The organism is Streptomyces roseofulvus (assembly GCF_039534915.1).
Lineage (GTDB): Bacteria > Actinomycetota > Actinomycetes > Streptomycetales > Streptomycetaceae > Streptomyces > Streptomyces roseofulvus.
Genome location: NZ_BAAAWE010000001.1, coordinates 2204710 through 2223109, shown reverse-complemented (window position 1 = coordinate 2223109; position 18400 = coordinate 2204710). Strand labels below are relative to the sequence as shown.

Annotated in this window: 16 protein-coding genes; 10 read left to right on the top strand and 6 right to left on the bottom strand. The window is 73.6% G+C overall.

The window, feature by feature from the left end; genetic code table 11:
• The first annotated feature begins 274 nt into the window (after nt 1-274).
• The 4 genes from ABFY03_RS10210 (at nt 275) to ABFY03_RS10195 (ending at nt 8647) form a co-directional block, all read left to right on the top strand.
• Complete coding sequence (locus ABFY03_RS10210; RefSeq protein WP_319013784.1) at nt 275-1003, top strand: VIT1/CCC1 transporter family protein; 729 nt, start codon at nt 275-277, stop codon at nt 1001-1003.
• 535 nt (nt 1004-1538) lie between these two features.
• Nucleotides 1539-6113 carry a glutamate synthase large subunit gene (gltB, locus tag ABFY03_RS10205; protein ID WP_319013785.1) on the top strand — a complete coding sequence of 1525 codons (4575 nt, stop codon included), beginning with the start codon at nt 1539-1541 and terminating at the stop codon, nt 6111-6113.
• A complete protein-coding gene (locus ABFY03_RS10200) occupies nt 6106-7566 on the top strand; it encodes a glutamate synthase subunit beta (RefSeq protein ID WP_346169734.1) in 1461 nt (486 codons plus the stop codon). Before gltB ends, ABFY03_RS10200 begins: the two co-directional genes overlap by 8 nt.
• 361 nt (nt 7567-7927) lie before the next feature.
• Nucleotides 7928-8647 (top strand): VWA domain-containing protein, encoded by a 720-nt coding sequence (locus tag ABFY03_RS10195; RefSeq protein WP_031002614.1) that lies wholly within the window; start codon nt 7928-7930, stop codon nt 8645-8647.
• Here ABFY03_RS10195 and ABFY03_RS10190 read toward each other — a convergent pair.
• Complete coding sequence (locus ABFY03_RS10190; RefSeq protein WP_346169733.1) at nt 8642-9586, bottom strand: aldo/keto reductase; 945 nt, start codon at nt 9584-9586, stop codon at nt 8642-8644. The genes ABFY03_RS10195 and ABFY03_RS10190 overlap by 6 nt on opposite strands.
• A 69-nt stretch (nt 9587-9655) precedes the next feature.
• Here ABFY03_RS10190 and ABFY03_RS10185 point away from each other — a divergent pair, with 69 nt between their 5' ends.
• The 4 genes from ABFY03_RS10185 to ABFY03_RS10170 all read left to right on the top strand — a co-directional run bounded on the left by ABFY03_RS10185 (nt 9656) and on the right by ABFY03_RS10170 (nt 11706).
• The gene (locus ABFY03_RS10185) at nt 9656-10024 is read left to right on the top strand and encodes a MerR family transcriptional regulator (protein ID WP_319013788.1); all 369 of its coding nucleotides are present in this window, start codon (nt 9656-9658) and stop codon (nt 10022-10024) included.
• A 54-nt stretch (nt 10025-10078) separates the two neighbouring features.
• Nucleotides 10079-10456 (top strand): VOC family protein, encoded by a 378-nt coding sequence (locus ABFY03_RS10180; RefSeq protein ID WP_319013789.1) that lies wholly within the window; start codon nt 10079-10081, stop codon nt 10454-10456.
• Between the two features lie 80 nt (nt 10457-10536).
• Entirely contained in the window at nt 10537-11049 is a 513-nt protein-coding gene (locus ABFY03_RS10175) for a pyridoxamine 5'-phosphate oxidase family protein (RefSeq protein WP_319013790.1), read from the top strand.
• A 39-nt stretch (nt 11050-11088) separates the two neighbouring features.
• The gene (locus ABFY03_RS10170; RefSeq protein WP_346169732.1) at nt 11089-11706 is read left to right on the top strand and encodes a TetR/AcrR family transcriptional regulator; all 618 of its coding nucleotides are present in this window, start codon (nt 11089-11091) and stop codon (nt 11704-11706) included.
• Nucleotides 11707-11827: 121 nt separating this feature from the next.
• On the opposite strand, the gene ABFY03_RS10165 is transcribed toward ABFY03_RS10170, so the two are convergent.
• Nucleotides 11828-12724, bottom strand: a complete 897-nt coding sequence (locus ABFY03_RS10165) for a tyrosine-protein phosphatase (protein WP_346169731.1) — start codon at nt 12722-12724, stop codon at nt 11828-11830.
• Between the two features lie 444 nt (nt 12725-13168).
• Nucleotides 13169-13684: a MarR family winged helix-turn-helix transcriptional regulator gene (locus ABFY03_RS10160; RefSeq protein ID WP_319013793.1), complete on the bottom strand. Its 516-nt coding sequence runs from the start codon at nt 13682-13684 to the stop codon at nt 13169-13171.
• A 45-nt stretch (nt 13685-13729) separates the two neighbouring features.
• Here ABFY03_RS10160 and ABFY03_RS10155 point away from each other — a divergent pair, with 45 nt between their 5' ends.
• Nucleotides 13730-14068 carry an MFS transporter gene (locus ABFY03_RS10155; RefSeq protein WP_346169730.1) on the top strand — a complete coding sequence of 113 codons (339 nt, stop codon included), beginning with the start codon at nt 13730-13732 and terminating at the stop codon, nt 14066-14068.
• A 22-nt stretch (nt 14069-14090) separates the two neighbouring features.
• Here ABFY03_RS10155 and ABFY03_RS10150 read toward each other — a convergent pair whose 3' ends face one another.
• The 3 genes from ABFY03_RS10150 to ABFY03_RS10140 are packed head-to-tail and all read right to left on the bottom strand — an operon-like array spanning nt 14091 to nt 17336.
• The gene (locus tag ABFY03_RS10150; protein ID WP_319013795.1) at nt 14091-15560 is read right to left on the bottom strand and encodes an ankyrin repeat domain-containing protein; all 1470 of its coding nucleotides are present in this window, start codon (nt 15558-15560) and stop codon (nt 14091-14093) included.
• 53 nt (nt 15561-15613) lie between these two features.
• Nucleotides 15614-16372, bottom strand: coding sequence for a class I SAM-dependent methyltransferase (locus ABFY03_RS10145; protein ID WP_319013796.1), 759 nt, complete (start codon nt 16370-16372; stop codon nt 15614-15616).
• A 58-nt stretch (nt 16373-16430) separates the two neighbouring features.
• Entirely contained in the window at nt 16431-17336 is a 906-nt protein-coding gene (locus ABFY03_RS10140) for a hypothetical protein (protein WP_319013797.1), read from the bottom strand.
• A 217-nt stretch (nt 17337-17553) separates the two neighbouring features.
• On the opposite strand from ABFY03_RS10140, the gene ABFY03_RS10135 reads away from it, so the two are divergent.
• Complete coding sequence (locus ABFY03_RS10135) at nt 17554-18339, top strand: S1 family peptidase (protein WP_346169729.1); 786 nt, start codon at nt 17554-17556, stop codon at nt 18337-18339.
• Nucleotides 18340-18400: the final 61 nt, after the last annotated feature.

Below are 18400 nucleotides of genomic sequence, written 5' to 3'. Positions count from 1 at the left end.
CCGGGCCCCTTCCTCGGTGCGGGCACCTCTTCGGCGGTACCCGTTCGCCTGGATCTGTGCCACGGCGGGCGGACGACTCGCCGGTGGACGCCTTCTGTCACCCGTCTGTCAGTGGGGTGAGGGGGCGTGACGGGAGGTCAGGGAAGGGTCACCACACTGAGGCGGGCCTTACTAAGTACGGCCTGCCTTGCTGGCGGGCCCCTTACATCGCGCGTATTTTCGAGGGTGTTGGGGGTGGCGGACCGACCCGGCCCGCCGGAACGAGGGGAGAGGCATGTCCATCATCGAAGCCCAGGCACCGCTGCACGAGGCCCACCGGGACAACCACACCCACCGTGACGTGAACGGCGGTTGGCTGCGGCCCGCCGTCTTCGGCGCGATGGACGGCCTGGTCTCGAACCTCGCACTCATGACCGGTGTCGCCGGCGGTGCGGTCTCCTCGCAGACGATCGTCATCACCGGACTCGCCGGACTGGCGGCGGGAGCCTTCTCCATGGCGGCCGGCGAGTACACCTCCGTCGCCTCGCAGCGCGAGCTCGTCCAGGCGGAACTGGACGTGGAGCGCGTGCAGTTGAGCAAGCACCCGATCGACGAGATGGAGGAGCTGGCCGCCCTCTACGTGTCCCGCGGCGTCGAGCCCGCGCTCGCCCGCGAGGTCGCGATGCAGCTCTCCCGGGACCCCGAGCAGGCGCTGGAGATCCACGCCCGCGAGGAGCTGGGCATCGACCCCGACGACCTGCCGTCGCCGCTCGTCGCCGCCGTCTCGTCCTTCGGCTCCTTCGCGCTCGGCGCGCTGCTGCCGCTGCTGCCGTACCTGCTCGGCGCGACCGCGCTCTGGCCGGCCGTGCTGCTCGCGCTCCTCGGCCTCTTCGCCTGCGGTGCGCTGGTCGCCCGGGTCACCGCGCGCGGCTGGTGGTTCAGCGGCCTGCGCCAGCTGGTGCTCGGCGGCGCCGCGGCGGCCGTCACGTACGGGCTCGGCATGCTCATCGGCGCGGCCGTCTAGCCCCTCCCGAGGGGGTGCCGGCGACGCCCGTGACCTCCGGTTCTCCGGTGCGCCCGGCGGAACGGAATCCGTACCACCGCAGAAGCCCGAGAGGCCCCCGCACGGGGCCTTTCGGGCTTTTCGGGGTGACATCACGGGGTAAAGGGCGCATCCTCGCTGTGACGAATATCCCTGGTCGCAACCCGTCCGGCGGTGAGACACTATGCAGGACGCCACATATGTAGCCGGTTACCCGGCGGTTTCGAACCCGTGACCAACGGGAAAGAGGCTGAAGCGTCGCGGGGCAATGAAGCCCTGCCCGGACGAGCCGGTACGGCTCCGTCCCCCGCGGAACAGTCACGGTGCAGTCACTGTCCCCGCACCCCGAGAGAACAGGTGACCGCGCACCACCGCTCCGTGGCGGAGGTGTCCGCATGCTGGAACGGGCTATCCGCTAGGCGAGAAGCACGCCATCATGTAACCTGCACGAAATTTCGCGGAGGGCCAACGTCGTCCCTCGGCATCTGCATATGCCACGACGACGACGGGAGAGCCGATGCGTTCCGACGCCTGGTCGCCCATGGACGGTCGCCCCGCCCCCCAGGGCATGTACGACCCCCGTAACGAACACGACGCCTGCGGTGTCGGGTTCGTGGCCACCCTCACCGGTGTGGCCAGCCACGCGCTGGTCGAGCAGGCGCTGACCGTACTGCGCAACCTCGAGCACCGCGGCGCCACCGGCTCCGAGCCCGACTCCGGTGACGGCGCCGGCATCCTGCTCCAGGTCCCGGACGCCTTCTTCCGCGAGGTCACCGGCTTCGAGCTGCCCGAGGCCGGCGCGTACGCGGTGGGCACCGCCTTCCTCCCCGTCGACGGCGCCGACGAGACCGCCGCCGCGATCGAGGCGATCGCCGCCGACGAGGGCCTCACCGTCCTCGGCTGGCGCGAGGTGCCCGTGGCCCCCGGTCTGCTCGGCGCCACCGCCCGCTCCACCATGCCGGCCTTCCGCCAGGTCTTCGTGACCGACGGCGAGTCCACCGGCATCGCGCTGGACCGCAAGGCGTTCGCGCTCCGCAAGCGCGCCGAGCGCGAGGCCGCGACGTACTTCCCGTCGCTCTCCGCCCGCACCCTCGTCTACAAGGGCATGCTCACCACCGGGCAGCTGGAGCCCTTCTTCCCGGACCTGTCGGACCGGCGCCTGGCCTCCGCCGTCGCCCTCGTCCACTCCCGGTTCTCCACCAACACCTTCCCGAGCTGGCCGCTCGCCCACCCGTACCGCTTCGTCGCCCACAACGGCGAGATCAACACGGTCAAGGGCAACCGCAACTGGATGACCGCCCGCGAGGCCCAGCTCGCCACGGACGTCTTCGGCGAGAGCAAGAGCGGCAAGGGCCTGGACCGGATCTTCCCGATCTGCACCCCGGACGCCTCCGACACCGCCTCCTTCGACGAGGTCCTGGAGCTGCTCCACCTCGGCGGCCGCTCGCTGCCGCACGCCGTCCTCATGATGGTCCCCGAGGCGTGGGAGAACCACGACTCCATGGACCCCGCGCGGCACGCCTTCTACCAGTACCACTCCACGATGATGGAGCCCTGGGACGGCCCCGCCTGCGTCACCTTCACCGACGGCGTCCAGGTCGGCGCGGTCCTCGACCGCAACGGCCTGCGCCCCGGCCGCTACTGGGTCACCGACGAGGGCCTCGTCGTCCTCTCCTCCGAGGTCGGCGTCCTCGACATCGACCCCGCCAAGGTCGTCCGCAAGGGCCGCCTCCAGCCCGGCAAGATGTTCCTCGTCGACACCGTCGAGCACCGCATCATCGAGGACGACGAGATCAAGGCCGGCCTCGCCGCCGAGCAGCCGTACGCCGAGTGGCTGGAGACCGGGGAGATCGAACTCTCCGACCTCCCCGAGCGCGAGCACATCGTGCACACCCACGCCTCGGTCACCCGCCGCCAGCAGACCTTCGGCTACACCGAGGAAGAGCTCCGCGTCATCCTCGCCCCGATGGCCCGCACCGGCGCCGAGCCGATCGGCTCCATGGGCACCGACTCGCCGATCGCGGCCCTCTCCGAGCGCCCCCGGCTCCTCTTCGACTACTTCACCCAGCTGTTCGCGCAGGTCACCAACCCGCCGCTGGACGCCATCCGCGAAGAGCTCGTGACGAGCCTCCGCTCCTCCCTCGGCCCCCAGGGCAACCTGCTCGACCCGACCGCGGCCTCCTGTCGCTCGGTCACCCTGCCCTTCCCGGTGATCGACAACGACGAGCTCGCCAAGCTCATCCACATCAACCACGACGGCGACATGCCGGGCATGAAGGCCGCCACGCTCTCCGGCCTCTACCGGGTCTCCGGCGGCGGCGAGGCGCTCGCCGCCCGCATCGACGCCATCTGCGCCGAGGCCGACGCGGCGATCGAGGGCGGCGCCCGCCTGATCGTCCTCTCCGACCGGCACTCCGACGCCGAGCACGCGCCGATCCCGTCGCTGCTGCTCACCGCGGCCGTCCACCACCACCTCATCCGCACCAAGCAGCGCACCATGGTGGGCCTGCTGGTCGAGGCCGGCGACGTCCGCGAGGTCCACCACGTCGCCCTGCTCATCGGCTACGGCGCCGCGGCGGTCAACCCGTACCTCGCCATGGAGTCCGTCGAGGACCTGCTCCGCGCCGGCACCTTCCTGTCGGACATCGAGCCCGAGCAGGCCATCCGCAACCTGATCTACGCCCTCGGCAAGGGCGTCCTCAAGGTCATGTCGAAGATGGGCATCTCCACGGTCGCCTCCTACCGCGGCGCCCAGGTCTTCGAGGCCGTCGGCCTCGACGAGGAGTTCGTCGCCCGCTACTTCAACGGCACCGCCACCAAGATCGGCGGCGCCGGCCTGGACGTCATCGCGAAGGAGGTCGCCGCCCGGCACGCCAAGGCGTACCCGGCCACCGGCATCGCCTCCGCGCACCGCGCCCTGGAGATCGGCGGCGAGTACCAGTGGCGCCGCGAGGGCGAGCCGCACCTCTTCGACCCGGAGACCGTCTTCCGCCTCCAGCACGCCACGCGGAACAAGCGGTACGACATCTTCAAGAAGTACACGGACCGGGTGAACGAGCAGTCCGAGCGCCTGATGACGCTCCGCGGCCTCTTCGGCTTCGCCACCGAGGGCCGTACCCCGATCTCCGTCGACGAGGTCGAGCCGGTCTCCGAGATCGTCAAGCGCTTCTCCACCGGCGCCATGTCGTACGGCTCCATCTCCCAGGAGGCGCACGAGACCCTCGCCATCGCCATGAACCAGCTCGGCGGCAAGTCGAACACCGGTGAGGGCGGCGAGGACCCGGAGCGCCTGTACGACCCGGCGCGCCGCTCCGCGATCAAGCAGGTCGCCTCCGGCCGCTTCGGCGTCACCTCCGAGTACCTGGTCAACGCCGACGACATCCAGATCAAGATGGCCCAGGGCGCCAAGCCCGGCGAGGGCGGTCAGCTGCCCGGCCACAAGGTCTACCCGTGGGTCGCCAAGACGCGTCACTCGACGCCCGGCGTCGGCCTCATCTCGCCGCCGCCGCACCACGACATCTACTCCATCGAGGATCTGGCCCAGCTGATCCACGACCTGAAGAACGCCAACCCCTCGGCCCGCATCCACGTGAAGCTGGTCTCCGAGGTCGGCGTCGGCACGGTCGCGGCCGGCGTGTCCAAGGCCCATGCGGACGTCGTCCTGATCTCCGGCCACGACGGCGGTACGGGCGCCTCCCCGCTGACCTCGCTGAAGCACGCGGGCGGCCCCTGGGAGCTCGGCCTCGCCGAGACCCAGCAGACGCTGCTGCTCAACGGCCTGCGCGACCGGATCGTCGTGCAGACCGACGGCCAGCTGAAGACCGGCCGCGACGTCGTCATCGCCGCGCTGCTCGGCGCCGAGGAGTTCGGTTTCGCGACCGCGCCGCTCGTCGTCTCCGGCTGCGTCATGATGCGCGTCTGCCACCTCGACACCTGCCCGGTCGGCATCGCCACCCAGAACCCGGTCCTCCGCGACCGCTTCTCCGGCAAGGCCGAGTACGTCGTCAACTTCTTCGAGTTCATCGCGCAGGAGGTCCGCGAGCTCCTCGCCGAGCTGGGCTTCCGCTCCATCGAGGAGGCCGTCGGCCACGCCGAGCTGCTCGACACCAGCCGCGCCGTCTCGCACTGGAAGGCGCAGGGCCTCGACCTGGAGCCGCTCTTCTACGTGCCGGAGCTGCCCGAGGGCGCGGTCCGCCACGCCCTGGTCGAGCAGGACCACGGCCTGGAGAAGGCGCTCGACAACCAGCTGATCCAGCTCGCCGCCGAGGCGCTGAACGCCGCCTCCGCCGAGGAGGCCCAGCCGGTCCGCGCCCAGGTCGCGATCCGCAACATCAACCGCACGGTCGGCACCATGCTCGGCCACGAGGTGACGAAGAAGTTCGGCGGCGCCGGCCTCCCGGCCGACACCATCGACATCACCTTCACGGGCTCCGCCGGCCAGTCCTTCGGCGCCTTCCTGCCGGCCGGTGTCACCCTCCGCCTGGAGGGCGACGCCAACGACTTCGTCGGCAAGGGCCTCTCCGGCGGCCGCGTGATCGTCCGCCCGGACCGGGGCGCCGACCACCTGGCCGAGTACTCCACCATCGCGGGCAACACCATCGCGTACGGCGCCACCGGCGGCGAGCTCTTCCTGCGCGGCCGCACCGGCGAGCGGTTCTGCGTCCGCAACTCCGGCGCCCTGGTGGTCTCGGAGGGCGTGGGCGACCATGGCTGCGAGTACATGACCGGCGGCACGGCGGTCGTCCTCGGCGAGACCGGCCGCAACTTCGCGGCGGGCATGTCCGGCGGCGTCGCCTACGTCATCGACCTCGACCGGTCGAACGTCAACTCCGGCAACCACGGGGCGATCGAGACCCCGTCGGACGCCGACAAGGCGTGGCTGCACGACGTCGTGCGCCGCCACCATGAGGAGACCGGCTCCACCGTCGCCGAGAAGCTCCTGGCCGACTGGGACGCGGCGGTGAGCCGCTTCAGCAAGATCATCCCGACCACGTACAAGGCAGTGCTCGCCGCCAAGGACGCCGCTGAGCTCGCCGGTCTCTCCGAGCAGGAGACCACCGAGAAGATGATGGAGGCGGCGACCCATGGCTGACCCGAAGGGCTTTCTCACCACCGGCCGCGAGGTCGCCGAGACCCGTCCCGTCGCGGAGCGCGTCCGCGACTGGAACGAGGTCTACGTCCCCGGTTCCCTGCTGCCGATCATCAGCAAGCAGGCCGGCCGCTGCATGGACTGCGGCATCCCGTTCTGCCACAACGGCTGCCCGCTCGGGAACCTGATCCCCGAGTGGAACGACTACGCCTACCGCGAGGACTGGTCGGCCGCGCAGGAGCGCCTGCACGCCACCAACAACTTCCCGGAGTTCACCGGCCGCCTGTGCCCGGCTCCGTGCGAGTCGGCGTGCGTCCTCGGCATCAACCAGCCCGCCGTCACCATCAAGAACGTCGAAGTCTCCATCATCGACAAGGCGTGGGACGCCAACGACGTCAAGCCGCAGGCGCCCGAGCGCCTCTCCGGCAAGACCGTCGCCGTCATCGGCTCCGGCCCGGCCGGCCTCGCCGCCGCCCAGCAGCTGACCCGGGCCGGCCACACCGTGGTCGTGTACGAGCGCGCCGACCGCATCGGCGGCCTGCTGCGCTACGGCATCCCCGAGTTCAAGATGGAGAAGCGGCACATCAACCGCCGCATCGAGCAGATGCGCGCGGAAGGCACCAAGTTCCGCACCGGCATCGAGGTCGGCCGCGACATCACCGCCACCGACCTGCGCAAGCGGTTCGACGCGGTCGTGGTCGCCGCCGGCGCCACCACCGCCCGCGACCTGCCCGTGCCGGGCCGCGAGCTCAAGGGCATCCACCAGGCGATGGAGTACCTGCCGCTCGCCAACAAGGTGGTCGAGGGCGACTTCGTGGCCTCGCCGATCACCGCCGAGGGCAAGCACGTCGTCGTCATCGGCGGCGGCGACACCGGCGCCGACTGCGTCGGCACCGCCCACCGCCAGGGCGCGGCCTCCGTCACCCAGCTGGAGATCATGCCGAAGCCGGGCGAGGAGCGGAACGCCAACCAGCCCTGGCCGACCTTCCCCATGCTCTACAAGGTCACCTCGGCGCACGAGGAGGGCGGCGAGCGGGTCTACTCCGTCTCCACCACCCACTTCGAGGGCGACGAGGACGGCAACGTCCAGTACCTCCACCTGGTCGAGGTCGAGTTCGTCGACGGCAAGCTGACCCAGAAGCCGGGCACCGAGCGGAAGATCCCCGCCCAGCTGGTCACCCTCGCCATGGGCTTCACCGGCACCGACGTCCAGAACGGCCTGGTCGCGCAGTTCGGCGTCGAGCTCGACGAGCGGGGCAACATCGCCCGCGACGCCGACTTCGCCACCAACGTCGACGGCGTGTACGTCGCCGGCGACGCCGGCCGCGGCCAGTCGCTGATCGTCTGGGCCATCGCCGAGGGCCGCTCGGCCGCCCGCGGCGTCGACCGCTACCTCACCGGCGCCAGCTCCCTGCCGGCCCCGATCCGCCCGACGGACCGCTCCCTGCTGGTCTGACGCACCCCCGAACGTCCCGTACAACGGCGTACGGAACTGCACGACGCCCGCCCCACCGTCCCCGACCAAGGACGGGGCGGGCGTCGTGGCGCGTTCCCGCTGACCCGCCCCGGAGGCGATCGCCGCGCCGGTCGCGCCGCCCGGAGACCGCCGGACACACGACCGACCGCCCGGGCCGGAACCGCCCCGTCGATCCGCCCGTCCTCAAGCACGGGCCGCCGCCGCGGCTCTGGCCCGGCCACCTCCTGGAGCCCGTCCGCGTCCGCGAGGTCCCCGGCCGGCCACCGCGACCACGCCGATGCCATGCTCGCGGACACCGAGAGGGCCGAGAAGGCCGAGAGAGCCGAGGGGGAGCGCCGACATGGCACTGAGCCTGCGCAAGGTCGAGGAGACCGCGCCCGCGTTGGTCAGTCTGTACAAGACGGCCGGGGAGTCGCTGCGGCGGCACGGCGTCGACGGGCAGCGGGTGGCGGTGTACCTCGTCGTCGACTACTCCGGCTCGATGAAGCCGTACTACAACGACGGCAGCGTCCAGGCGCTCGCCGACCGGGTCCTCGGGCTCTCCGCCCAGCTCGACGACGACGGCCGGGTGCCGGTCGTCTTCTTCTCCACCGACGTCGACGCCGAGACCGAGATCCGGCTCGACGACCACCAGGGCCGGGTCGACCGGATCGTCGCCGGGCTCGGCCACATGGGCAAGACCAGCTACCACCTCGCCATGGACGCGGTCATCGACCACTACCTCGACAGCGGGGCCACCGCGCCCGCCCTCGTCGTCTTCCAGACCGACGGCGGCCCCATCAACCGGCTGGCCGCCGAGCGGTACGTCTGCAAGGCGGCCCGGCTGCCGCTCTTCTGGCAGTTCGTCGGCTTCGGCGACCCCGGCAGCAAGCAGTTCGACTTCCTGCGCCGGCTCGACGAACTCGCCGTCCCCGAGCGGCGGTGCGTCGACAACTCCGGCTTCTTCCACGCCGGGAAGGACCCCGGCCGGATCGCGGACGCGGAGCTGTACGACCGGCTGGTCGCCGAGTTCCCCCGCTGGCTCACCGCCGCCCGCGCCCAGGGCATCGTCCGCTCATGACGCCGGCACGGCCGACAGGCGGGCGAACTGCTCGTCCGTGAGCCGTACGTCCAGCGCGCCCAGGTTCTCCTTCAGATGGTGCTCGGAGGAGGTGCCCGGGATCGGCAGGACGTGCGGCGCCCGGTGCAGCAGCCAGGCCAGCGCCGTCTGCGACGGGATGGCCCCGACCTCGCGGGCCACCGCCGCCACCGGCCCCTCCGGATCCGTGTGCCCGCCCATCGCGATCGGGAAGAAGGGCACGAACGCGATCCCGCGCCCGGCGGTGTGCTCCAGGACCGCCTCGTGGTCGCGGGCCGCCAGGTTGTACAGGTTCTGCACTGCCGCGACCGGCGCCACCGCCTCGGCCTCGGTCAGCTGCGCCACCGTCACCTCGGAGAGGCCGATGTGCCGGACCTTCCCCTCCTCCTGGAGCCGCCGCAGGGCCCCGACCTGCTCGGCCACCGGCACGTTCTCGTCCAGCCGGTGCAGGTACAGCAGGTCGATCCGCTCGGTGCGGAGCCGGCGCAGGCTCAGCTCGGCCTGCTGGCGCAGATAGGCGGGGTGGCCCAGCGGCACCCACTCGGTGGGGGAGGGCCGCACCACGCCCACCTTGGTCGCGACGGCGACCTCGTCCCGGTACGGGGCGAGCGCCTCGGCGAGCAGCTCCTCGCCCGCGCCCAGCGCGTACGCGTCCGCCGTGTCGAAGAGCGTCACGCCCGCCTCTGCGGCGGTCCGCAGCAGCCGGACCGCCGCCGCACGGTCGGCCGGCGCCGTCCAGATCCGCGCCTCGGGGCCGGTCGGGTCGCCGGGGCCGTCGGCGAGCCGCATGGAGCCGTAGCCGATGCGGCGGACCGGAAGGTCGCCGCCGATCCGGAAGGTCTCGGAGAGGACGGGCAGCTCGGGGAGGACGGAAGTCCCGGAGAGGATGGAGGCGTTCGAGTCGTTCGTGTTCGTCGTCATGGAGGAGACGCTAGGAGCTCACACGGATGTGAGCTTCAAGTCCCGCCAGGGCGTTGTGAGGGGGATCACATGAAGATCGGTGAGCTGTCGAAGGAGACCGGCGTCGCGATCCGGCTGCTCCGCTACTACGAGGAGCAGGGCCTGCTCGTCCCGGACCGCACCCCGGGCGGCCAGCGCCGCTACGGCTCCGACGCCCCGGCCGTGGTCCGCCGCATCCGCGCCCTCCTGGGCGCCGGCCTCCCCACCCGGGTCATCGCCGAGGTGCTGGACTGCGTCTGCGGCAGCGAGGCGGAGATCGAGCCCTGCCTCAGCCCCCTCCTGGTGGCCCGCCTCGACGAGATCGACGCCCGGATCCACGACCTCCAGGGCGCCCGCTCCTCGCTGGCCGCCCTGGTCGCCGCCACCGAGGGCAAGAGCCTGGCGGACGCCACCGGGTGACGGGCGGTCGGAATGCGCTGGCCGCCGCCCGGACGGCCGGGGGATCATGACGCCATGAGCTCTCTCGTACGCCACGTGACCATCGACTGCGCCGACGCCTATGCCCTCGCCACGTTCTGGGCGAAGGTGCTCGGCAGCAAGGTCTCCGACGACGACCGGCCCGGCGACCCCGAGGCCCTGGTGGAGTCGGAGGGCGCCGGCCTCCTCTTCATCCAGGTCCCGGAGCCGAAGGTCGTCAAGAACCGGGTCCACCTCGACATCCAGCCGCAGGACCGCACCCGCGACGAGGAGGTCGAGCGGCTGCTCGCGCTCGGGGCGAAGCTGGTCGGCGACCACCGGAAGCCGGACGGCACCGGATGGGCGACGCTGGCCGACCCGGAGGGCAACGAGTTCTGCGTGGAGCGCAGCAAGGCGGAGCGGGCCGGTTCCTGACCGTTCCGGCGGGGGCGGACTTTGAAACGCCCGGAGCAATCCGGACGGAAGATGTCGGGTATCCGGTGTTGGCTGGGACCATGAGCGACACCGGAACCCTCACCTGGGCGGCCTTCGAGGCCGCCGAACCCGTTCTCGCCGCCACCGTGCGGGAGCGCTTCGGGCAGTACACCCACCACGCCCTCGCCACCCTCCGGAAGGACGGCTCGCCGCGGCTCAGCGGCATCGAGGCCGACTTCCGGGGCGGCGAGCTGTGGCTCGGCATGATGCCGAACTCCCGGAAGGCGCTCGACCTGCGGCGCGACCCGCGGTTCTCGCTGCTCGCCAACCCGGGCGCCGGCACGGGCATGGGCGGCGGGGACGTACGGATCTCCGGCCGGGCCGTCGAGGTCACCGACCCCGCCGAGGTCGCCCGGTACGCCGAGGAGGCCGGGGCGCCGCTGCCCTTCCACCTCTTTCGGGTGGAGCCCGCCGAGGTCGTACGGACCTGGGTGGAGGGTGACGAGATCTGCTTCACCACCTGGCGCCCGGGACGCGCGCCCCGCACCCTGCGGCGCGGCAACGACGACGCCCCGCCGCGCGAGGACGGCTGAGCCCGCCGCCGGCCGCCCCGGACCGACGACAATGGGCGGGTGTCAGCGACCAAGAAGAAGAACCAGGTGAACGCCGCCGCGCCCGAGCGGCGCCGCGAACTCCTCGACACCGCCGCCGAGGTGTTCGCCGCCCAGGGTTACAACGCCACCACCGTCCGCAAGATCGCGGACGCCGCCGGCATGCTCGCCGGCAGCCTCTACTACCACTTCGACTCCAAGGAGTCGATGCTGGACGAGATCCTCTCCACCTTCCTCACCGAGCTGTGGGAGGGGTACGACGCCGTCCTCGCCGCCGGTCTCGGCCCCCGGGAGACGGTCGAGGCGCTCGTCACCGAGTCCTTCCGCGAGATCGACCGGCACCGCGCCGCCGTCGCCATCTACCAGAAGGAGTCCCGGCACCTCACCGACCTGCCCCGGTTCGCCTATCTCGCGGACTCGCAGAGCCGGTTCGAGAAGGCGTGGCTCGGCACGCTGGAGCGGGGGGTGGCGGACGGCGTGTTCCGGGCCGACCTCGACGTCCGGCTGACCTACCGCTTCCTCCGCGACACCGTCTGGGTCGCGGCCTCCTGGTACCGGCCGGGCGGGCACCACGGGCCCGAGGAGATCGCCCGCCAGTACCTGTCGATGGTCCTGGACGGGATCGCCGTACGCGCCTGACGCCCGGCCGGCCGGTCCGCCGGGCGGGCGGGGGCGTCGTACGCGGGCGGGGGCGTCGTACGCGGGCGGGGGCGTCGTACGCGGGCGGGCGCGGCCCCCGCACGGGCCGCGCCCGCCCGCGTCAGCCGGCCAGCCGTTCCCGCAGCCCGGTCAGGGCGCGCAGGTCCAGGCCCAGGCCGGCCGTCACATAGCGGTACAGGCCGCCGTAGCCGGAGCGGACCTCGGCGAGGGCCGCGTCCAGGTACTCCGGGCGGACCTCCTGGAGCGGCACGATCAGCTCCGGGTTCTGCATCAGGCCCGCCGCCTTCAGGCCCTCGCGGACCCGGGCGTCGTGCGCGGCGCGGATCGCGGTGGAGGCCAGGTAGTCCTCGGTGGCGAGCTGCTCGGGCACCCCGACGAGCCGCAGGGCCAGCCAACTCGTCCAGCCGGTGCGGTCCTTGCCCGCGGTGCAGTGGTAGAGCACCGGGCCCGTGCCGGGCGCGGCCAGTTCGCGCAGGGTCCGCCCGAAGGCGTCCCGGTTCGCGGCGTCGGTGACGAAGGTGCGGTACACGTCCGTCATGAAGGCCGCCGCGCGGCCGCCGCCCAGCATCTCCTCCTGCCGCACCGGGTCGCGCGAGCCGATCGCGGCGAGCAGCTGCCCGAAGAGGCCGTGGTCGGTGACCGGCCGGGAGACGGCGGTCACCCCGGCGGGCAGCCGGTCGGCCCCGTCGTACCCGACCTCCAGCGGGATCCGGAAGTCGATCGCCCGGGACAGCCCGAGCCCGCCGAGCGTGGTCACGTCGGCGTCGGTCAGCTTGCCGAGGTGGTCGGCCCGGTAGACGAGGCCGTGCCGGACCCGAGCGCCGTCGTAGGTGGGGTACCCGCCCAGGTCGCGGACGTTCACCGCGCCCTGGAGCGGGATCTGGCGGATCGGGGTGGTGAGCCCGGGGCGGGCGGCGGCGGAGGCGGACGGCGCGAGGGCCGCCCCGAGGGCGGCGGCCCCGGCGGTGGTCAGCAGTGCGCGTCTCGACAGGGACATGCGGACTCCCTTGCTGAGGGGGAAAGGGGTGCGGTCGGGCGCGGGGTGCGGACATGCGGGGCGCGTCGGCCATGTCCGACCAAACGTTTGTTAGGCGGCTTCCGGTGAGGAAGGTAGCAGCCGACGGGCCGGACGGGGAGAGGCGAGCCCGCCCCCGTCGGAACGGCAGCCGGGCCCACGGAGCGCCGCCGCCGGTCCGTACCGGAGCGACCGCGACGTCACGACAGCCGTGAGGGAGGGATCGGATGGGGATCTGCCAAGACCGGCCGGTCGTCGTCACCGGAGCGGGCCGCGTCCTCGGGCGGGCGCTCACGCTCGCCGGCCGGCAGGGCCCCGGCGGGGACGGGGAGACCGCCCGCATGCTCCTGGCCCTCGCGGAGCCGCCGCAGCCGGTCCATGGGGCAGGTCGTGTCTCTCGGGTCGGGCCGGACCAAAGGGTGCGCCCTAGTCCTCCGCGTCCGAGAGGCGGCGGGTGGCGGCGCGCTGGCGCTCGGTGGCGCCGGTCAGGAAGCGCAGCACCGTCCGCAGTTCGGCGGTGCTGAACTCCTCGTACAGCTCGTGCACTTCGCGGGCCCAGTCGTCGAAGAGGGGGGCCAGCTCGGCCAGCTTCTCGGGGCGGGGCTCGATCAGCACCCGGCGCTTGTCCGTCGGGTGCTTCACCCTGCGCACGTACCCCTTGCGCTCCAGGCGGTCGACGAGGCCGGTGACGGAGGCGGGGGCGAGGCCGGAGTGCCCGGCCAGCTCCTTCGCGGTGAGCGGGCCGTGCCGCTCCAGCAGGTCGAGCGTCTTGGTCTCGGTGGCGCCGAGGTCCTGCCGGGCGGCGATGGCCGAGTGGAAGGCGACCGAGGCCGCGCTGGAGTCGCGGCCGGCGGTGGTCAGCGCGGCGACGACCTCCGCCCGCTCCCGCCTGTCCTGACCCTGTCTGTCCTGGGCCCGCCCGTCCGGGGTCTGCTCGCTCATGGCGGCAGCCTAGCAAAATTCATTTCGTTCGCTCGAACGAAAGACTTGCCGTCCGGGGGCGCGGAGCACGCCTCCCCGCACGCCACCGCCGCCTGGCCGCTCGTCCCCGGCCTCGTGATCGCGGGCGCCGGGCTCGGACTCCTCGTCGTCCCGCTGGTGAACATCGTCCTCTCCGCCGCCCCCGCCGAACTCGCCGGCGGTGCCTCCGGAGTCTTCTCCACCGCCCAGCAGTTCGGCGGTGCCCTCGGCGCGGCCGTCGTCGGCACCGCCTGCTTCGCCGGCCTCTCCCTCGCGGCGGCCCTCCCCTGGGTCCTCGGCGCCTACGCGGTCACGGCCCTGCTGAGCCCGGGCCTGCCGCGTACGGCGGTGACGGAGGGCGCGTGACCGGGCGCGACCCCGCGCCGGCCTAGCGTCGGCGCGGCGGGATCCACTCCAGCCGGGTCCTGACCCGGGCGTCGCGCACGAACTCCAGGGCGGCCAGCGCCGTCTCGCGGGGCGCGCCGTCCGGGGCGCCGTCCGCCAGGACCGCCGCCAGGGCGTCCACCGCCCGCGGGTCCTGGCGGATCGCGAGCCCGCGGGCCGCCTCCGCCGCCGTCTCCGGATCGGGGTCGGCGAGCCGCTCCGCCAGCGCCTCCCGCACCAGCGGCGTGTCGTCCGGCAGTTCGGCGAGCGCCAGCACCGCCCAGTCCCGCACCCGCGCGTCCCCGTCCCGGCTGAGCGCGAGCAGCACCCCCAGCGCGTCCATGTCGCCGGCCGGCACGAGCCCCGCCAGCGCTCCCGCCGCCGCCCGCCGCACCTCCGGGTCCGGATGGGCCGCGGCGGCCAGCAGTTCCGGCACCGCGTCCGGTCGCGCGCAGGTCCCGAGCGCGGTCACCGCCGACAGGAGCGGTTCCCGCGCCGGGCCCGCCGCCCCGGCCGCCAGCCGCCGCAGCACCGGCACCGCGCTCGCCGCGAACCCGGGCAGCGCGCCGAGGACCCGGGCGCCGAGCGCCCGCCGCAGCGGATCGCGGTCGGCGCACCAGCCGGCCGCGGCCACGAAGGTCTCCTCGTCGGCCCGCCCGGCGAGTTCGTCCACCGCCGTCGTCCAGTCGTCGAGCTCCGGGTCCCCGCGGCGCAGCGCCCGCGTGGCCAGCTCCTCGGCCGGGGTACGCCGCCCGAGCGCCGCCTCCAGGAGGGTCGCGACGGCCGCGTGCCCGGTCTGCCGCTCGTCCCCGCGCCCGGGCCGGCCGTCCTCCCGCAGCAGTTCGACGACGACGGTGATCCCGCCGTCCTCCCGGACCCGCCGCACCGCCGCCTCGTACGTCTCCCCACCGCCGTTCCCGGCGACCAGGCCGCGCCGCAGCTCGGCCGCCATGTCGACGCCGATCCACCGCCGCGCCTCCCGCAGCGCCGCCTCGGCGTCCCGCGCGCCGTGGTCGAGCAGCGCCCGTACGCAGGCGGTCGAGCCGCGCCGGGCGGCGGCGGTCAGCGGGGCGAGCCCGTCGGGGCCGACCCGATCGGCGTCGGCCCCCGCCGCGAGCAGCACCCGGACGACCTCGGCATGCCCGAGCCGCACCGCCCAGGCGAGCGCGGTGAAGCCGAACTCCTCCTCCTGGTCGGGCCCGGCGCCCGCCGCGAGCAGCGCCCGCACGGTCTCCGCGTGCCCGCCGCAGGCCGCCCCGCAGAGCGGCAGGTCGCCGCCGTCCGGCCCGCTCGGCCGGCCCGGGTCGGCGCCGGCGGCGAGCAGCAGCCGGACGATCCCCGGCTCGTCGGCGACGGCGGCGCGGTAGAGGACGGTCTCCCCGTCCTCGGCGGCCTCGGGATCGGCCCCCGCCCGCAGGGCCCGGACGACCGCGTCCTCGTCCCCGTCCGCGATGGCGTCGAACAGCGTGCTCATCCCCCCATCCTGACCCCCCGTCCGCTCCCGCCGCACCTTCCTTCCACCGCCGGTCAGGGCTTGCGGGCCTCGATGAGGAAGCGGGTGGTGCGGGCGACGAAGGGACCCTCCTCGGTGATCCGCCCGTGCAGTTCGCGGAGCCGCTCGCGGTACGCGTCCACGGTGAAGCCCGGCACCATCCAGATCACCTTCCGCAGGAACCAGACCACCGCGCCCACGTCCCGGAACTCGGTCCGCAGCGACTCCGCCCGCAGGTCCACCACCTCCAGGCCGGCCGCCTCGGCGGCCCGCCGCGCGTCCTCGGGATGCCGGGCGCGTCGGATCTCCGCCGGCTGCGGTCCGAGGAAGTACTCCACCAGCTCGAAGACGCTGGCCGGGCCCACCTGCTGGGAGAGGTAGGTGCCGCCGGGGCGCAGCACCCGCGCGATCTCCTCCCACCACACCGTCACCGGATGGCGGCTGACGACCAGGTCGAAGGCCGCGTCGCCGAAGGGCAGCGGCGGCTCGTCCTCGTCGTGGACGACGACGGCGCCGAGCGGGTGCAGCAGCCGGGTCGCCTTCGCCACGTTCGGCGGCCAGGACTCGGTGGCGGCCGTCAGCGCCGGCAGCCTTCCCGCCCCGGCGAGCACCTCGCCGCCACCGGTCTGGATGTCGAGCGCGGCCGAGGCCCGCGCCAACCGCTCGCCCAGCAGCCGCTGATAGCCCCACGAGGGACGCTCCTCGGTGGCCCGCCCGTCGAGCCAGGAGAAGTCCCAGCCCTCCATCGGGGCCGCCTCGGCCTCCGCCACCAGGTCTTCGAAGCTCCGCGTCATGTCCGTATTGTCGCCGCAGGTGACGGGGGAGTCGCGGCATTTTCCACCGGTGGCGCGGTCAGCCCGCGCAGTCCAGGAGCGTCCCGCACAGGCGGCAGCGGGCGCGCAGGGGGCGGTCGGCGGGGACGCGGAGGCGTTGGCGGCAGACCGGGCAGGGGAAGGCCACGGCCGTGGCCGGCGCGCCGCCGTCGAAGGCGTACGGGGCGCCGGGCGCGGCCCGGCCGAGGCGCCGGTCCCGGGCGTAGCGGCGGCGGGCGGTCCAGGTCGCGCCGGCCAGCGGCGGCAGCCGCCGCTCCCGCTCCGCCTCGGCCCGGCCGCGCCGCCACGCCTCGTACGCGGCCGCGCTGGTGAACCAGGGGGACGGGTCCTCGCCGAAGAGCGCGGCCCGCTGGGCGAGGACCCAGCCGAACTCCTCCGGCGTGAGGTAGCCGAGCTTCTGGCTCTCGGCGCCGTCCTGCCGGAAGGCGTCGAGAAGCAGCCATCCGGCGCCGAGGTACGCGGCCGTCACGTCCGTGAGGATCTCGTTCCGCCCGGTGTCGGGGAAGCCCAGGTCGAGGCGGTGCAGCAGGACGTGGGTCAGCTCGTGCGCGAGGGCGGCGCCGATGTCCCGGGGACGGGCCCGGAAGCGCGCGTTGAGCTCGACCGCGTACGCGGGTCCGGCCGCCGGCTCGACGGTGGCGGCGTGCTCCATCGTCCGGAAGGTCACCACCGTCGGCGCCTCGGGGAGGCGCAGGTGGCGCACCAGGACCCGGGCCACCCGGACGGCGCCGAGCAGCGGGTCCTCGCCGGGGGAGAGGGCCACGTCCGCGGCGGCCACGCTGGCCGGGTAGCGGCCGACGCCGGTGGGCCCGAGGCGCCGGTAGAGCGCGGTGAGCGAGGCCCGGACCGCCTCCCGATGGGGGAAGCCGTGCTCCACCCCGTGGGTGTCGCGGCCGACCCGGTCGGCCCTGTGTCGGTCCGTCATGGGCGTTCCCCCTCCCTCTCCACTGTACGGTCCGGCCATGGCGTCTGGCCGAAAAGGCTTCCTTGTGGCGGCAGTTGAGGACTGTCCATAATCCGGACATGCCTTGACGGGCGCATGTCACTCCGGCCGGGGTCGACACCGTCCGCGATCCGTGCGCACCCCACCGCCAGGGCCGCGAACCCCCCATGCACGAACCCCCCACGAGAGAAGGCAGACCGTGCAGAAGAACCGACTCGTCCGCACCCTGCAGAAACTCGCCGCCGCCGGCGCCGTCGCGCTCGCCGCGCTCAGCCTCCAGCCCGTCTCCACCGCCACCGCCGCCCCCACGCCGGTCGTCGGCGGCACCCGCGCCGCCCAGGGCGAGTTCCCCTGGATGGTCCGGCTCTCCATGGGCTGCGGCGGCTCCCTGATCACCCCGCAGATCGTCCTCACCGCCGCCCACTGCGTCAGCGGCTCCGGCACCAACACCTCCATCACCGCCACCGCCGGCGTCGTGGACCTCTACTCCAGCAGCGCCATCAAGGTCCGCTCCACCAAGGTCCTCCAGGCCCCCGGCTACAACGGCAAGGGCAAGGACTGGGCGCTCATCAAGCTCGCCAGCCCCATCACCTCGCTGCCCACCCTGAAGATCGCCGAGACCACCGCGTACAACAGCGGCACCTTCACCGTGGCCGGCTGGGGCGCGGCCCGCGAGGGCGGCTCCCAGCAGCGGTACCTCCTCAAGGCGAACGTCCCCTTCGTCTCGGACGCCTCCTGCCAGGCCGCGTACGGCAGCGACCTCGTCCCGTCCGAGGAGATCTGCGCCGGCTACGACCAGGGCGGCGTCGACACCTGCCAGGGCGACTCCGGCGGCCCGATGTTCCGCAAGGACAACGCCGGCGCCTGGATCCAGGTCGGCATCGTGAGCTGGGGCGAGGGCTGCGCGCGGGCCGGCTACCCCGGCGTCTACACGGAGGTCTCGACCTTCGCCGCCGCGATCAAGTCCGCCGCGGCCACGCTGTAACCACGACCGCGGCCACGCTGTCACCACGAGACGCGGCCACGCCGTCACCACGACCGCGGCC

Coding starts and splice junctions, on each gene's coding strand:
- ABFY03_RS10200 (WP_346169734.1), top strand. CDS start 6,106: ATGGCTGACCCGAAGGGCTTTCTCACCACCGGCCGCGAGGTCGCCGAG.
- ABFY03_RS10185 (WP_319013788.1), top strand. CDS start 9,656: ATGAAGATCGGTGAGCTGTCGAAGGAGACCGGCGTCGCGATCCGGCTG.
- ABFY03_RS10190 (WP_346169733.1), bottom strand. CDS start 9,586: ATGACGACGAACACGAACGACTCGAACGCCTCCATCCTCTCCGGGACT.
- ABFY03_RS10210 (WP_319013784.1), top strand. CDS start 275: ATGTCCATCATCGAAGCCCAGGCACCGCTGCACGAGGCCCACCGGGAC.
- gltB (WP_319013785.1), top strand. CDS start 1,539: ATGCGTTCCGACGCCTGGTCGCCCATGGACGGTCGCCCCGCCCCCCAG.
- ABFY03_RS10165 (WP_346169731.1), bottom strand. CDS start 12,724: ATGTCCCTGTCGAGACGCGCACTGCTGACCACCGCCGGGGCCGCCGCC.
- ABFY03_RS10180 (WP_319013789.1), top strand. CDS start 10,079: ATGAGCTCTCTCGTACGCCACGTGACCATCGACTGCGCCGACGCCTAT.
- ABFY03_RS10145 (WP_319013796.1), bottom strand. CDS start 16,372: ATGACGCGGAGCTTCGAAGACCTGGTGGCGGAGGCCGAGGCGGCCCCG.
- ABFY03_RS10150 (WP_319013795.1), bottom strand. CDS start 15,560: ATGAGCACGCTGTTCGACGCCATCGCGGACGGGGACGAGGACGCGGTC.
- ABFY03_RS10160 (WP_319013793.1), bottom strand. CDS start 13,684: ATGAGCGAGCAGACCCCGGACGGGCGGGCCCAGGACAGACAGGGTCAG.
- ABFY03_RS10140 (WP_319013797.1), bottom strand. CDS start 17,336: ATGACGGACCGACACAGGGCCGACCGGGTCGGCCGCGACACCCACGGG.
- ABFY03_RS10195 (WP_031002614.1), top strand. CDS start 7,928: ATGGCACTGAGCCTGCGCAAGGTCGAGGAGACCGCGCCCGCGTTGGTC.
- ABFY03_RS10175 (WP_319013790.1), top strand. CDS start 10,537: ATGAGCGACACCGGAACCCTCACCTGGGCGGCCTTCGAGGCCGCCGAA.